General features: G+C 70.9%; 13 protein-coding genes. 8 read left to right on the forward strand and 5 right to left on the reverse strand.

The window, feature by feature from the left end:
* Positions 1 to 71 precede the first annotated feature (71 nt).
* Positions 72 to 1,388, reverse strand: coding sequence for an MFS transporter (locus tag DEJ04_RS12245; protein WP_209082617.1), 1,317 nt, complete (start codon positions 1,386 to 1,388; stop codon positions 72 to 74).
* 29 nt (positions 1,389 to 1,417) lie between these two features.
* Complete coding sequence (locus DEJ04_RS12250; RefSeq protein ID WP_111047234.1) at positions 1,418 to 2,578, reverse strand: zinc-binding dehydrogenase; 1,161 nt, start codon at positions 2,576 to 2,578, stop codon at positions 1,418 to 1,420.
* A 107-nt stretch (positions 2,579 to 2,685) separates the two neighbouring features.
* Here DEJ04_RS12250 and DEJ04_RS12255 point away from each other — a divergent pair, with 107 nt between their 5' ends.
* Both DEJ04_RS12255 and DEJ04_RS12260 read left to right on the forward strand, forming a co-directional pair.
* Positions 2,686 to 3,543, forward strand: a complete 858-nt coding sequence (locus tag DEJ04_RS12255) for a GolD/DthD family dehydrogenase (protein WP_111047235.1) — start codon at positions 2,686 to 2,688, stop codon at positions 3,541 to 3,543.
* Between the two features lie 53 nt (positions 3,544 to 3,596).
* Positions 3,597 to 4,568 carry a sugar-binding transcriptional regulator gene (locus DEJ04_RS12260; protein WP_027466226.1) on the forward strand — a complete coding sequence of 324 codons (972 nt, stop codon included), beginning with the start codon at positions 3,597 to 3,599 and terminating at the stop codon, positions 4,566 to 4,568.
* A 288-nt stretch (positions 4,569 to 4,856) separates the two neighbouring features.
* On the opposite strand, the gene DEJ04_RS12265 is transcribed toward DEJ04_RS12260, so the two are convergent.
* Positions 4,857 to 5,381 (reverse strand): DinB family protein, encoded by a 525-nt coding sequence (locus DEJ04_RS12265; protein ID WP_111047236.1) that lies wholly within the window; start codon positions 5,379 to 5,381, stop codon positions 4,857 to 4,859.
* 191 nt (positions 5,382 to 5,572) lie between these two features.
* Here DEJ04_RS12265 and DEJ04_RS12270 point away from each other — a divergent pair, with 191 nt between their 5' ends.
* Positions 5,573 to 7,105, forward strand: coding sequence for an MFS transporter (locus DEJ04_RS12270; protein WP_111047237.1), 1,533 nt, complete (start codon positions 5,573 to 5,575; stop codon positions 7,103 to 7,105).
* A 232-nt stretch (positions 7,106 to 7,337) separates the two neighbouring features.
* Here the strand turns inward: DEJ04_RS12270 and DEJ04_RS12275 are convergent, their stop codons facing one another.
* On the reverse strand, positions 7,338 to 8,366 hold the full coding sequence (locus tag DEJ04_RS12275) for a GTP-binding protein (protein ID WP_111047238.1): 1,029 nt from the start codon (positions 8,364 to 8,366) through the stop codon (positions 7,338 to 7,340).
* Between the two features lie 45 nt (positions 8,367 to 8,411).
* Here DEJ04_RS12275 and ykgO point away from each other — a divergent pair, with 45 nt between their 5' ends.
* Together ykgO and DEJ04_RS12285 are read left to right on the forward strand one after the other, a co-directional pair.
* The gene (gene ykgO, locus DEJ04_RS12280) at positions 8,412 to 8,534 is read left to right on the forward strand and encodes a type B 50S ribosomal protein L36 (RefSeq protein ID WP_017888460.1); all 123 of its coding nucleotides are present in this window, start codon (positions 8,412 to 8,414) and stop codon (positions 8,532 to 8,534) included.
* Between the two features lie 28 nt (positions 8,535 to 8,562).
* Positions 8,563 to 9,219: a histidine phosphatase family protein gene (locus DEJ04_RS12285; RefSeq protein WP_111047239.1), complete on the forward strand. Its 657-nt coding sequence runs from the start codon at positions 8,563 to 8,565 to the stop codon at positions 9,217 to 9,219.
* A gap of 105 nt (positions 9,220 to 9,324) precedes the next feature.
* On the opposite strand, the gene DEJ04_RS12290 is transcribed toward DEJ04_RS12285, so the two are convergent.
* Positions 9,325 to 11,058, reverse strand: coding sequence for a glycerol-3-phosphate dehydrogenase/oxidase (locus DEJ04_RS12290; RefSeq protein WP_042538186.1), 1,734 nt, complete (start codon positions 11,056 to 11,058; stop codon positions 9,325 to 9,327).
* 192 nt (positions 11,059 to 11,250) lie between these two features.
* Between DEJ04_RS12290 and DEJ04_RS12295 the strand changes: the two genes are divergently transcribed.
* The 3 genes from DEJ04_RS12295 to ald all read left to right on the forward strand — a co-directional run bounded on the left by DEJ04_RS12295 (position 11,251) and on the right by ald (position 14,463).
* Complete coding sequence (locus tag DEJ04_RS12295; protein ID WP_027466231.1) at positions 11,251 to 12,213, forward strand: sugar-binding transcriptional regulator; 963 nt, start codon at positions 11,251 to 11,253, stop codon at positions 12,211 to 12,213.
* A 48-nt stretch (positions 12,214 to 12,261) separates the two neighbouring features.
* Entirely contained in the window at positions 12,262 to 13,221 is a 960-nt protein-coding gene (locus DEJ04_RS12300; RefSeq protein ID WP_111038185.1) for an AraC family transcriptional regulator, read from the forward strand.
* Positions 13,222 to 13,362: 141 nt separating this feature from the next.
* The gene (gene ald, locus DEJ04_RS12305) at positions 13,363 to 14,463 is read left to right on the forward strand and encodes an alanine dehydrogenase (protein WP_111047240.1); all 1,101 of its coding nucleotides are present in this window, start codon (positions 13,363 to 13,365) and stop codon (positions 14,461 to 14,463) included.
* Positions 14,464 to 14,549 lie beyond the last annotated feature (86 nt).

The following is a 14,549-nucleotide window of genomic DNA, read 5'->3' on the forward strand; positions in this document are numbered from 1 at the left end:
TGCGGGTCCTCCGGGGATGGTGGTGGGATGGTGCACCGGGCGACGACGGGACGGCCGTCGTCGCCCGGAACTCAGTGTCCTCGGTCGCCCTGCGGGACCTTGAGGAAGTGGATCATCACGAACGCGCAGGCGTACAGGCCGACGAACGTCCACGTGGCGGCCTGGCCGCCGCCGCCCAGGGCGAAGACCGCGGCGACGACGCCGGTGCCGAGGAACGCGGCGCCCCCGGCGGCCGTGGTGTACATCGCCATCGCGGCGCCCTTGTGCTCGGGGGCGAGCGCCGGCATGATCGCGCCCATCGGCACGAACCCGGCGAGCAGACAGCCGAACACGCACCCGGCGACGACGGAGAGCACGTAGCCCCAGTCCGAACCGGCGGGGACGAGCTGCGGCACGTACCACCAGGCGATGAGCCCGAGGGCGGAGCCGACGATGCCGAACCACTTGACGGTGCGCTGCCAGCCGATCTTGTCGCCGACCCAGCCGAACAGGGCGTTGACCAGGATGTTCGTCGCGTAGACGCAGACGGTCATGAGCAGCCAGCGGCTCTGGCCCCAGCCGCGCTCGTTCGCGATGACCGCGGGGAGCACGACGAACATGCCGAACTCCGGCGCGGTGTTGATCAGGCGGACGAGGAAGCCCATCAGGATCTTCGGTCGCGTGACCGTCAGGCGGATGCCGCTCGTCAGCACCTGCCAGGCGCTCTCGCCGGCGGGGGCGATGCGCGTGAACCCGTTCGGCAGCCGGACGCCGAACAGCATGATGAGGAACCCGATCACGACGAGACCGATCGAGGCGACCATCGCGCCGGTCTCACCGACCGTTCCGCCGCCGAACACCGGGATGGCACCGATCGCGAACAGCGAGCCGAGGGTCGGCAGGCCACCCGTGAAGGCGACGTAGAACCAGCCGACCGCCGAGCCGTTCCGTTCGACCGGGGTGGTGATGTTCACCCAGACCAGGAACGCGAAGGCGAACAGCGGGTAGCCGAACCCGCGCAACGCGTAGGTGACGGCGGCGAACGGGACACTGCCGGCGCCGAGTGCCAGCAGGAACAGGACCTCGAACACGACCCAGACGGCGAAGCCGAGGATCATCACGCGGCGCGGGCCGACCAGGTCGGACAGAGCCCCCGAGATGTAGCTGCCGATCAGTGCGGCCAGGCTGTAGAACGTGACGATCGTCGCCACGGTGGCCTCGGGGCTGCCGAGGACCGCCACCATGTGCGGCGTGATGAAGTTCGACTCGACGCCGTTCCCGGTCATGAAGACCAGGACGGCGACGAACCCGAGGGCGAGCGGACGGGGGATGCCCATCCGGTCCAGGCGGCCCTCGGTGCGGGGCGCGGTCGTGCGGGCGCCGGTGGCGCGGGCTGTCGTCGCTGACATGCTCGTTCTCTCCCTGCTGGCGGAGTCGGTCAGGCCTGAGCGACCTGTGCGGCCGTGGTGGGGGCGGTCAGGGACGGGATGATCGACACCTTGACGCTGGCACCGGCGGAGTCGCCGACCAGGTCGAGGGCCTCCTGGAACTGCTCGAGCGGGAACTGGTGCGTGCAGATCTCCGACATCGGCAGGGTCTCGGCCTCGAGCAGCTTGATCGCCGCCGGCCAGGTGTGCGGGCCGAGGTGGGCGCCGCGCACGTCGAGTTCCTTGTCGTCCGAGATGATCGACCAGTCCACGGACACGTCGTCCTTGAACACCGAGTACTCGACGAAGGTCCCGAGCTTGCGGAGCAGGTTCAGTCCCTGCGGCACCGCGGACGGGTGCCCGGTGGCCTCGATGTAGACGTCGGCGCCGTAGCCGTCGGTGAGCTCCTTGACCCGGGCGACCGCGTCCTCCTGGGCGATGTTGATCGTGAGGTCGGCGCCGACCTTGCGAGCCAGCTCGAGCTTCGCCTCGACCACGTCGAGCGCGATGATCCGGAGCGGGTTCTTCTGCCGCGCACCGGCGATGGCGGAGAGGCCGATCGGGCCGGCACCGGCGATCACCACGGTGTCGCCGAACTTGATGTCCCCGCGCTCGACTGCGTGGAAGGCGCAGGACAACGGCTCGGAGAACGCGGCGACCTGGCCGGGCAGCGCCTTCGACACCGGGTGGGTCAGCGCCTTCGCCGGCACGAGCACGTACTCGGCCATCGCGCCGTCGTAGCCCTTGAAGCCGAACATGTCGTGCACGTTGCACATCCAGTACGCGCCCTCGAGGCAGTAGCGGCACTCCCAGCACGGCACGATCTGCTCGCAGGCGATCCGGTCGCCCAGGTCGACGCCGCGCTTGGCCAGGGCGGCGTCGTCACCGGCGACGATCGTGCCGACGAACTCGTGTCCGGGGATGCGGTCCCGCTCCGCCCAGGCCGCACGGTTCTCGTCGCCCCAGAACTTCGCGGCGCCGTGGTAGCACTTCAGGTCGCTCGCGCAGATGCCGACGGCGTCGGTGCGGAGCAGGAGTTCCCCGGGGCCGGGCGTCGGGACGGGACGCTCCTCGAGCCGGTAGTCACCGGGGCCGTGGACGACGACGGCGCGCATCGTCGTGGGGATCGTGGTGGGGGCGGTCGTGGCCGCGTTCTCGGTCGTCGTCGACATGAGCTGTTCCTCCGTTGGGTGGCTTCGGCGATGACTGTACACCTTCCAGAACGTTTGTCCAGAACACAATTTCTGATAGGTTCGGCACCGAACGCAAGGGAGCGAACATGACGACGGACTTCGCCGCGGCCCTCCGACCGGGCCCCGACACGATCGACCTGACCAACGACTTCAGCGGCCGTACGGCGGTGGTGACCGGCGGGGCGTCGGGCATCGGCAACGCCATCGCCCGGGCCCTGGCTGCACGGGGTGCCCGTGTCGCCGTCGTCGACGTCCGCGCCGACGGCGCCATGACGGCGGCGGCGGACCTGCCCACGTCCGCGGCGCCCGTGACGGCCGGGGCGGACGCCGCCACCGACGGGGCGGGCGCGGCCACGGGCCTCCACGCCGGGTTCGCCTGCGACGTGACCGATGCCGACTCCGTGACCCGCACCGTGGCGGACGTCGTCCGGCTCTTCGGCGGCGTCGACGTGCTGGTGAACTGCGCTGGCATCGCCGCGCTCGCCCCGGCAGAGGACCTGACTGCCGAGACCTGGGCGGCGACCATCGACGTCAACCTGACCGGCACGTTCCGCGTGGCGCAGGCCGTCGGCCGGCACATGCTCGACGCCGGGTACGGGCGGATCGTGAACATCGCGTCGCAGGCGGCCCACGTCGGCATCGACGGGCACGCCGCCTACTGCGCATCGAAGGCCGGCGTCATCGGCCTGACGACGGTGCTCGCGCTCGAGTGGGGCGGACGCGGCGTCACCGTGAACACCGTGTCGCCGACCGTCGTCCTCACCGACCTCGGCCGTGCGGCCTGGGCGAACGAGAACGGCATCCGGCACCAGGACGAGATCCCCACTGGCCGCTTCGCGACACCCGACGAGATCGCCGCGGCCGTGCTGTTCCTGGCAGGGGAGTCGAGCGCCATGGTGAACGGTGCGGACCTCCGTGTGGACGGCGGGTTCACGATCCGCTGAGCCCTGCTCGGACTACGATCGCGGTGTCCGATCGAGTCGAAGGGTCCTGCTCTATGTCGTCCGAGAGCACCGCTGGCCCCGGCCCCGATGCGTCGCGCACCCGGTTCCCGCTGGACACCGTCTACCAGGCGGCGCGGATGTACTACCTCGAGGACGCCACGCAGGTCGAGATCGCCTCGCGCCTCGGCGTCTCACGCCCGACCGTCTCGCGGCTCGTGGCCGAGGCCCGCAAGGCCGGACTCGTCCGCATCGAGGTCGTCGACCCGTTCCAGGACGAGACCGTGGCGCTCGCCGAACGGCTGCAGGTCGTGCTCGGGCTGCGCGCGGTCCACCTCGCCGCGGTCACTCATGCCGCCACGCTCGGCGCCGACCTGGCCGCGCCGCTGGCCGCCGCGGTCGAGGGCATGGGACTCGTCCCCGGTGACGCCGTCCTGATGTCGTCCGGCCGCACCGTGTACGACGTCGCACGGTCCGGCATGCCGACCATGCCCGGCGTGCAGCTCGTCCCGACCGTGGGCGGGCAGGCCGACCCGATGCCGTGGTTCCAGACGAACGAGATCACCCGGACGGCCGCGGAGCACTCCGGCGCGATCCCGGCGTTCCTGTTCGCCCAGGCGCTGCCGTCCCCGGCGATGCGGTCCACCCTCGACGAGGACCCGGCGTTCCAGCACGTCGTCGGGCTCTGGAGCCGGGCGAAGGGCGCGATCCTCGGCATCGGGGCGCCGACCCACACGCGGGACGCCCTGGCCCGGGGCATCCCGGTCGAGGACGCCGCGTTCGACCGGGCGGCCGGCGACGTCTGCCTGAACTTCTACGCCGCGGACGGCTCGCCGATCGAGTTCCCCGGCAGCGACCGGATGGTGCGGACCTCGCGCGAGATCCTGTCGACCGTGCCGCACGCGGTCGGGGTCGCCGTGGGCAGCGCCAAGGTCACGAGCATCGTGGCCGCGGTGCGGGGTGGGTTGGTCAACGAGCTGGTGACGGACGCCGCGACGGCGCGTGCCGTGCTCGACGCACTCGCCTGAGCGCGATCCTTCCCATCACGCGTGCGATGGCGGGTGGATTCGGGCATACCTGGTCGATTCTTCGTGGCAGGTACGCCCGGTTCCGGTAGGTACGCCCGGATCCGGTAGGTACGCCCGATTCCGGCAGGTACGCCCGAGTCCGGTAGGTACGCCCGATTCCGGCAGGTACGCCCGATCCGTTAGGTACGCCCGGATTCGGCAGGTACGCCCGGATCCGGGGGTGACCGCAGGCGGCCTGGAGGCGCGGGGCGGGGCCGCACCGCGCCTCCAGGCCGGTGGTCCCCACGTCTAGAGCGCGCGCCGCACGTCCCACAGGTGGTGCACCGGGTCGTGCGCGTAGTAGGTGGCGAGCGTCGCGACGGTGAACGCGCTGCCGTCGGACCGGAGCCCGGTGCGTTCGAGCACCTCGTCGGGCACCGCCGCGAAGGCCCGGGCCGCGCGGTCTGCCGACTCCCGCAGTTCCCGAGCGACGACCGCGGGGTCCTGCTCGCCGTAACGGTCCTCGACGGCGGTGGCGTCTTGGTCCCAGTTCGGGAACGTCGGGGCGTCCTCGGTGAGCATCAGCTCGAGGCGCTCCGCCATCTTCCGGTGCACGTCCCGCACGTGGGCGCCGTACTCGAGCGGGGACCACGTGTGGTCGTCGGGGCGGTCGCGGACGTCGTCGCGGTCGAGCACCGCTGGCCACCCGGTGGTGTTCTCGTCGATGATGCCCGGCACGTCGCGGACGGTGACCGCGCTGCCGTCGTAGCCGCACTCGGGACACGCGGACTCGATGACCCACGTCCAGTTCTTCGTCTCGGGTTCGATCGCCATGGGCCGATGTTATGGCCTCGTTACTCAGCTTCCGGGTTCGCCGGACTGGTGCGGATCGGCGGGGACCCCCGTTCGGGTGACACGCCGTTCCCTGAGAATCACCGGCCAATGACATTTCGGTTGCTCGGTAACGTCGCTCGCTGTTCTGGGCCGGTTCCCGACGGCCCACCGATCTTCTCGAGGAGCGATGCATGGGTTCCGACCCCAGCAGTACCCACCCCCGACCGCACCGACGGCTGCGCGAGAGCGACGTCACCGTGGTCGACAAGAGCATGATGCGACGAGCCGTCAGCGGCATGGTCGTCGGCAACACCATGGAGTGGTACGACGTCGGTGTGTACGGCTACCTGGCTGTGACGATGGGGAAGGTCTTCCTGCCGACGGCCGAGCCCTCGGTGCAGATCCTGTTCAGCCTCGGGGTGTTCGCGGCGACGTACATCGCGCGACCGCTCGGTGGCATCGTGTTCGGACGCCTCGGCGACAAGATCGGCCGGCAGAAGGTGCTCGCGACGACGCTGATCATGATGGCGGCGTCGACGTTCCTGATCGGGGCGCTCCCCGCGTACGCGACGATCGGCGTCTTCGGCCCGATCCTGCTCGTCGTGCTCAAGCTCGCGCAGGGCTTCTCGACCGGTGGTGAGTACGCCGGGGCGACGACGTTCGTCACGGAGTACGCCCCGGACCGCCGTCGCGGGTTCTTCGCGAGCATCCTGGACTTCGGCAGCTACCTGGGCTTCGCGCTCGGTGCCACGGTCGTGTCGGTGCTGCAGCTCACCCTGGGCGAAGAAGCGATGACCGCGTACGGCTGGCGCTTCCCGTTCCTGGCGGCCGGTGTGATCGGCGTCGTGGCCATCTACTTCCGTCTGCGGATCGAGGAGTCGCCGGTGTTCCAGGCGACCCAGGCCGCGCAGGAGGCCGCGACCGAGTCCCGTGCGTCCTTCGACGGTGAGCGTCCGGCCAACGTCGTCGCGATGGTCCGTCAGCACTGGCGTCCGATCGTCATCGCGATCATGCTCGTCGCCGCGTCGAACACCGTCGGCTACGCCCTGACCTCCTACATGCCCACGTACCTGACCGACTCGCTCGGGTACTCCGCCATCGACGGCACGCTGCTGACGATCCCGGTGCTCCTGCTGCTCGCGGTGATGCTCCCGCTGACCGGCAAGCTCTCCGACCGCCTCGGCCGCCGCGTCGTGATGTGGATCGGTGCCGCCACCACCGTCGTGCTCGTCGTGCCGGCGTTCATGCTCATCGGGCACGGGGCGCAGTGGTCGACGCTCGCCGGCCTCGGGCTGCTCGCGCTCATGACCGCGCTGTGGGTGTCGAACCAGGCCGCGTCGCTGCCGGCGCTGTTCCCGACCTCGACGCGGTACGGCGGCATGGGCTTCGCCTACAACATCGCGATCGCGGTGTTCGGTGGGACCACGCCCCTGATCGTGCAGGCGCTGCTCACCGCGACGGGTGACGAGCTCGCGCCGGCGTACTTCCTGATGGCGATGAGCGTCGTCGGAGCGATCGGTGTCTTCTGCATGAAGGAGTCCTCGCAGCGCCCGCTGCCCGGGTCGATGCCGGCGGTGGAGACCGCGGACGAGGCGAAGGAGCTCGTGCTCACGCAGGACACGAACCCGCACCTGGACCTCGGTGACCTGCCGTTCGCGGCGCAGGACGCGGCGGCTGCTGCTGCGCGCGAGGCTGCTGCGCGGGAGGCGTCGCCGGTGCGGTGACGCTGCGGTTCTCGACGTGACCACGGACGGGAGGCGCGGTGCGGGTCCGACCCGCACCGCGCCTCCCGTCCGTGCGTGCGCACACTGCGACGATCCACGCGACGATCGACGCGCGTTCTGTCGCAGCATGCGCACGGAGCGGATGTGTGCGCATGAGGCGACGATGCACGCGTCGATCGACTCGTGCTCTGTCGCAAGACGAGTGCGCAGCCGCCCCTGCCCACGCGCACCCTCACTCGTGCCGGTGCTCCGATGCCGGGTCGACCGCGGGCCACACCGGGAACGGGTCCGGCCAGCCGCGCCACACGTCCGGCCCGGCGAGCAGCTCCGACGGCGTGAGCAGCGCCCCGTCGAGCGCCCGCTCGATCGCCCGGACGTCGAGCTGCTCGCCGACGAACCACAGCGCCTGCCCGATCGGGGCGTCGGCGTCCCACGACGGGTTCGCGGTGGGGTCGAGCGCGAGCATCGACCCGAAACTCGACCACGAGCCGACGTGGTCCGGCCGGGACGCCAGGCGGAAGAACCCCCGCGACCGCAGCACGCGGCCGTTCACCCCGGCGGACAGGTCCTCGGCGATGACGGTCGAGAGTCGTCCGGGGTGGAAGGGCAGCGGCTCCCGGTAGCGCATCGAGACCAGGGCATCGCGGGCCTCGCGCCCGGTGTCCGCGCCGCTCGACAGCGCGCGCATCCAGCCGGCGCCGGTGGCGAGCACCCGCGCGGCTCCACCGTTCGACGCCGGCAGGTCGGCGGCGCTCCGGATCGCGGGCAGGGCGACGATCACGGCCTGGGGTGCCATCCGGTGCAGCAGTGACACGAGCGCCCGACGCCGACGGCCGGACAGCGGCTCGATGCGGTCGAGGGCGATCACCGTCGCGTACTCGACGAGTGCGGCCATCCGGTCCGCGGCCACGAACGCGTCGTCGACGTCCGACCACAGCAGGTGCGCGACGTCGTCGGCCCGCAGCACCCCGACGACGTGCCGCAGCACCCGGTCGTCGCCGGTCTCGGACCGTGCCGCGTTGGCGAGCAGCATGCCGACGGCTCGGGCATCGGCCCCGGGGTGCAAGGTGACGACGAGCCCGTGGCCCGCGTCGGGTCCGCAGACCCGGTCGAGCTGGTCGGCCCGGTCGGCCACGGCGCGGGCAGTGGCGAAGGCACTCCCGGCGACGTGCATCCGGTGTCCGTCCGAGATCCGGGCGGCGACGCGGTCGGCGTCGACCTGGTGCAGGGCGGTGACGAGGGTGATGGCAGCAGCACGCATGTCCGCTACTGTAACTGAAAACCGTTATCAACAAGGAGGCTCGTCGTGAAGGTCCGCAACTCCCTCAAGGCCCTGAAGAAGATCCCCGGCTCGCAGGTGGTCCGACGCCGGGGTCGCGTCTACGTCATCAACAAGAAGAACCCCCGCTGGAACACCCGGCAGGGCTGACGTCAGCGGCGGTCCGTAGGGTGGCGGCATGCGACTGCTGCTCATCCGCCACGGCCAGACCCCCGCGAACGTGCACGGCATCCTCGATGCCGTGGTGCCCGGACCGGGGCTGACCGAGCTCGGGCAGCAGCAGGCCGACGCCCTGCCCGCAGCACTCGCCGACCGGGGGATCGAGCGACTGTTCGTGTCGACGATGGTCCGCACGCAGATCACCGCGGCGCCCCTGGCGACCTCGCTCGGCCTCGAGCCCGTGGTGCTCCCGGGCCTGCGCGAGATCGAGGCGGGCGACACCCAGGGCAAGAGCGACAAGGTGTCCGTGCAGACCTACATCTCCACCGTGCACGGCTGGTCCGGCGGTGACCGCACGACCCGGATGCCCGGTGCCGAGAGCGGCGTCGAGTTCTTCGAACGCTACGACGACGCCGTCCGGCAGATCGAGGCCACCGGGGTCGCGGTCGCCGCCGCCGTCAGTCACGGTGCCGCGATCCGCACGTGGGCGAGCGCGGCTGCGCAGAACACCCCCGACCACTTCGGCACGAAGCGCCACCTGGAGAACACCGGCATCGTGGAGCTCGAGGGCTCGTTCGCCGACGGCTGGCGCCTGGTGGACTGGGAAGGCGAGCCGGTCGGCGGCGACCAGCTCATCGACCGCACGGCGCTCGACCCCACCGGCGAGCGTTTCTGACGCTGGTCGCAAACGCGACCAGCGGCTCGCGAACGCGACCACGAACGGACGGGAGGCCCGGTACCAGCTGGTACCGGGCCTCCCGTCTGTGGTCGGTCGCGTCGACTACGCGAGCTGCGACGCCGATGCGGACGTCAGCGGCACGATCACGCCGTGCGACTCACGCAGCACGTCGAGCGTGCGCTGGACCTCGTCCGCGCGCTCCTCGGTCGTCCAGCCGAGCGCACCGGCGAGCACGTCGGCCAGCTCGTCGAGCAGGTCGATCGTGACCCCGCCGACGAACGCCAGGTTCGTGCGGCGCAGGACGACGTCGACCAGGTGGACGGCCTGCTCGTGGCGGGCGAAGTACGCGACCTCGGCGCGGGTGAGCGACGGGTCGGACTCGAGCGGCTCGACGGGGCCGTCGGTCAGGACGTCCACGACCTCGGCGGCACGGGTGCCGTAGCGCTCGAGCAGCCCCTCGACCAGCGACTCGTCCAGGCCGTCGCGGTGCGACTTGATCCACAGGGCACGCTGGGCGTCCGTGGTCGGGAACTCCTTGCCACCGCCGATCGGCATGCCCGTGGTGTCGACCTTGCGGCTCATGCCGAGCTTGGTCGTCGCCTCGGTGGACAGGTGTGCAGCGAGGGCCCGGAAGGTCGTCCACTTGCCACCGACGAGCGACAACACGGTGGACTTCGGCAGGCCGGCGATCTGGGTGTCCACGATCCGGTAGTCACGGGACACGAAGCCGGGGGCGGTGTCCTCGTGGCGGGGGAGCGGACGGATGCCGGAGTAGCTGTAGACGATGTGGTCGCGGGTGACGTCGATCTGCGGGAACACGTGCTTGACGAGCCCGAAGAAGTAGTCGATCTCCTCGTCGGTCGTCGTGACCGGCTTCGAGGGGTCGGCGTCGATGTCGGTCGTGCCGATGAGGACCCGGCCCTTGAGCGGGTAGATGAGGACGATGCGGCCGTCGTCGTTCTCGAAGAACAGCTCGCGGCCCTTGGTGGCCTCGAGCAGCTCGTCGTTGTGGACGACGATGTGCGAGCCCTTCGTGCCGCCCATGAACTTCGTCTCGCCGCCGAACGCCTCGTTCGTCAGGTCGGTCCAGGGGCCGGAGGCGTTGATCACGACGTCGGCCGTGAAGACGAACTCGTCGCCGGTCTCGCGGTCACGCAGCAGGACGCCGCCGTCGCGGGTGCCGGCTGCCTCGACGTAGTTGACGGCGCGTGCCTTGTCGGCTCCGGCGGCCAGGCCGTCCTTCAGGACGTCGAGGGCCAGGCGCTCGGGCTCGTGCACGCTCGCGTCGTAGTAGGTGCCCGTGTACTTCAGGTCCTTGTTGAGGGCGGGCATGTCCTCGAGCGCGGCCTTCTTGGTGCGGAAGACGTGCTTCGGGACGGAGCCGCCGTCACGCGAGAAGGAGTCGTAGATCGTCATGCCGATCTTGATGAGCATCGCGCCGCGCTCCTTGGTGGAGCGCTGCTTGTGCGTCAGCATGCGCAGCGGGGCGTTCATGATGCCGGAGAACGTCGAGAAGATCGGCATGGTCGTCTGCAGCGGCTTGACGTAGTGCGGGGCGATGCGGATCAGGCCGTTGCGCTCCTGCACGCTCTCGCGCACCAGGCGGAACTCGCCGTTCTCCAGGTAGCGGATGCCGCCGTGGATCATGTGGCTCGAGGCCGCGGAGGCGCCGGAGGCGTAGTCGCCACGCTCGACCAGGGCGACGTCGACGCCCTGGAGCGCCAGGTCGCGGAACGTCGCGATGCCGTTGATGCCGCCGCCGACGACGAGGACCTGCGCGTTCGGGCGCTCGGTGAGGGCGGTCACCGTGTTCCGGGGCTGTGTCTTCTTCGACATGGTTCGTCGCTTCCTTCGTCTGTTCGTGGGGTCAAGATCGATCGTGCGCTCGTTCGACAGGGCGGGCAACTTGCGTGCACGAACGTGCAGCACACGTGTCGTCCAGGCCCGACACGGCGGTCAGGAGGCGCGGCAGGGGTTGCAGAGGCCCTGCACGTCCGTGCATGGTTGCGTTCGACAGATCGGAGCACCATGAGCGATGCGGCTCAGCCCATGCGCACGCAGCAGGCGCTGCGCGCCGCCCACCTGTACTACCTGCAGGACCTGACGATGGACGCCATCGCCGACGAACTCGGCACCTCGCGCTCGTCGGTGTCGCGGCTGCTGAAGTACGCCAGGGACACCGGGCTCGTCGACATCCAGATCCGGTCGCCCCTGGACCAGGCCGCTGCGCTGAGCCGGAGCATCCGCTCCCGCTTCGGGGTGCACGCGCACGTCGTCCCGGTGCCGGACCACACGAGCGACGTCGACCGGCTCGAGCGGGTCGCGCTGTCCGCCGCCCGGATCCTGACGCAGTACGTCGAGTCGAACATGGTCATCGGGATCTCGTGGGGCTCGACCGTGAGTGCGGTCAGCCGCTACCTGGTGCCGAAGACCACCCACGGCTCGACGATCGTGCAGATCAACGGCGCCGCGAACACCCGCACCACCGGCATCGTCTACGCGTCCGAGATCCTGCGCCGGTTCGGCGAGGCCTACGGGGCCTTCGTGCAGCAGTTCCCGGTGCCGGCGTTCTTCGACGACCCCGCGACGAAGGAAGCGCTGTTCCGCGAGCGCTCGATCCGCCGTGTGCTCGACCTGCACGAGCGGATGGACCTCGTCGTGTTCGGTGTCGGTGCCCCGCAGGCCCCGGTGCCCTCGCACGTGTACTCCGGCGGGTACCTCGATCCCGAGGACCGCGACGAGCTCACGCAGGCGGGGGTCGTCGGGGACGTCTCGACGGTGTTCTACCGGGCCGACGGCTCGTGGAAGGACATCGGGGTGAACGCCCGGGCCGGCGCTCCGGACCTCGACACGATCAAGCGCGCGCCGCGGCGGGTCTGCGTCGTCGCCGGGCGGTCGAAGGCGGCGTCGCTGCGGGGCGCGCTGGCCGCCGGGCTCATCACGGACCTGATCCTGGACGAGAGCGTGGGGCAGGCGATCCTGCAGCCCTGAGTCAGGACCTGACGCAGTTTGTCGGTGGTCCGTCGTAGGTTCTCGACCATGGTGCTTTCTCTCGAACAGCCCGGTCAGCGGTACTTCCGGCGGATGGTCGGCAGCGACGTCGACCAGGCGCTCGCGTTCTTCACGGGCGACTACGACTTCCGTGCACCACTGGTCCGTCGCACCCACGAGAACGCCCACTGGGACTTCGCGGGCGTCGGTGACGAGCGGATGTCCCTGCGCTCGTCACGGTTCATGGTCGACCTGCGGAGCGAGAGCCAGGTCGACGACGAGTTCCTGGTCGCCTGGATGCGCAGCGGTTCGAGCCGGATCACCTCGGGCGGCGAGACGTACGAGCTCGAGGCCGGGGTGCCCGTCGTGCTGCCCTTCGCCGAGCCGTACGCGCTGCACCACCGCGACATCGCCCTGAACCTGGTGCACCTGGACCGCGACTTCGTCCGAGCCGTGGCCGGCGACGACGACTTCGCCTTCGAGCCGATGCGCCGCCCGACGGCCGACGGCATCGCGCTGTGGCGGTCGGTGGTGCGGAAGTACTCGGCCACGTGGCTCGACGTCGACCGGTCGATGAGTCCGATGGTGCAGCACGACATCGCCGAGGCCTTCGCGACCGCGGCGATCCGGGCGTTCCCGCAGCGCAACAAGTGGCGTGCGACGGTGTCCGGCAGCGGCCCGGAGCACGACCGCCTGCGCCGGGCGCTCGAGTTCGTGCACGAGCACGCGCGCGAAGCGATCGGTACCCCGGACATCGCCGCGGCGGCGGGGCTCAGCCCGCGCGGGCTGCAGCAGTCCCTCCGTCGGCACCTCGACCAGACTCCGGGGGAACTCCTGCGCGGCGTGCGACTCGACGGTGCCCGGACCGACCTGGTCGGCAGTGGCCTGGACGAGACGACGGTGGCCGAGATCGCGCGGACGTGGGGCTTCGGGCACCTCGGGCGCTTCTCGGCGACCTACCGCAGCCGTTTCGGGGAGCTGCCGAGCGAGTCGCTGCGCGGGCACTGACCGACTGCTGCTGCGGACCGCTCCGCCGAATCTGATGACACGGATCGCGCTGCGGCTGTCCGGATGTTCGGCTGAGCGCTGCTGTGGGCGAATCCGGTGCTCAATGGATGGGACGAACGCACCGCCCACGAAGGAGTCAGCATGCGCATCGGCGTCCCCACCGAGATCAAGAACAACGAGTACCGCGTCGCGGCCACGCCCGCCGGTGTCGCCGAGCTCGGGTCGCACGGCCACCAGGTGTTGGTGCAGGCCGGGGCCGGGTCCGGTTCGGCCTTCACCGACGACGAGTACCGCACCGCCGGCGCCACGATCGTCGACACCGCGGCCGAGGTGTGGGAGCACGCCGAGCTGATCCTCAAGGTGAAGGAGCCGGTCGCGTCGGAGTACCCGATGATCCGGCCGGGCCAGGTGCTCTTCACCTACCTGCACCTCGCCGCCGACCGACCGCTGACCGACGCGCTCATCGACTCGGGTGCGACGGCGATCGCCTACGAGACCGTGCAGCTGCCGGACCGCTCGCTGCCCCTGCTGTCGCCGATGTCCGAGGTCGCCGGGCGACTCTCCGCCCAGGTCGGCGCGTTCCACCTGATGCGCACCAACGGTGGGCGCGGGCTGCTGCTCGGCGGGGTCCCCGGCACGCCGAAGGGCCGCGTGGTCGTCATCGGCGGCGGCGTCGCGGGGGAGCACGCCGCGACGATGGCGCTCGGCATGGGCGCCGACGTCACGGTGTTCGACATCAGCCTGCCGCGGCTCCGGGCCCTGGACGCCCGGTTCGACGGCCGCGTCACGACCCTGCGCTCGTCGGCGCACGCCATCGCCGAGGCCCTGCGCGACGCCGACCTGGTGATCGGCTCCGTGCTCATCCCCGGGGCGTCCGCGCCGAAGCTCGTCACCGACGCGATGGTCGCCGACATGCGGCCGGGCTCGGTGCTGGTCGACATCGCGATCGACCAGGGCGGCTGCTTCGAGGGCTCCCACCCGACCACCCACGACGACCCCACGTTCGCCGTGCACGACACCGTGTACTACTGCGTGGCGAACATGCCCGGGGCCGTCCCGCGCACGAGCACGATCTCGCTGACGAACGCCACGCTGCCGTACGCCGTCGCGATCGCCGACCGTGGCTGGGAGGCCGCGCTCGAGGCCGACCCCGCACTCGCCGCCGGCCTGAACGTGCACGACGGCCGGGTCACGAATGCCGCGGTCGCCGCCGCCCACGGCCTGGTCGCGCCCGCGCGCTGATTCTTCGCGCTGAGGCCGGGGGCGTCGGGCTGTCCGGCCGCCCACTTCGCGAAAGCGACAGTTCCCCGCCGAACATCGGCGGGGAA

The sequence above is a fragment of the Curtobacterium sp. MCLR17_044 genome, assembly GCF_003234435.1.
Lineage (GTDB): Bacteria > Actinomycetota > Actinomycetes > Actinomycetales > Microbacteriaceae > Curtobacterium > Curtobacterium flaccumfaciens.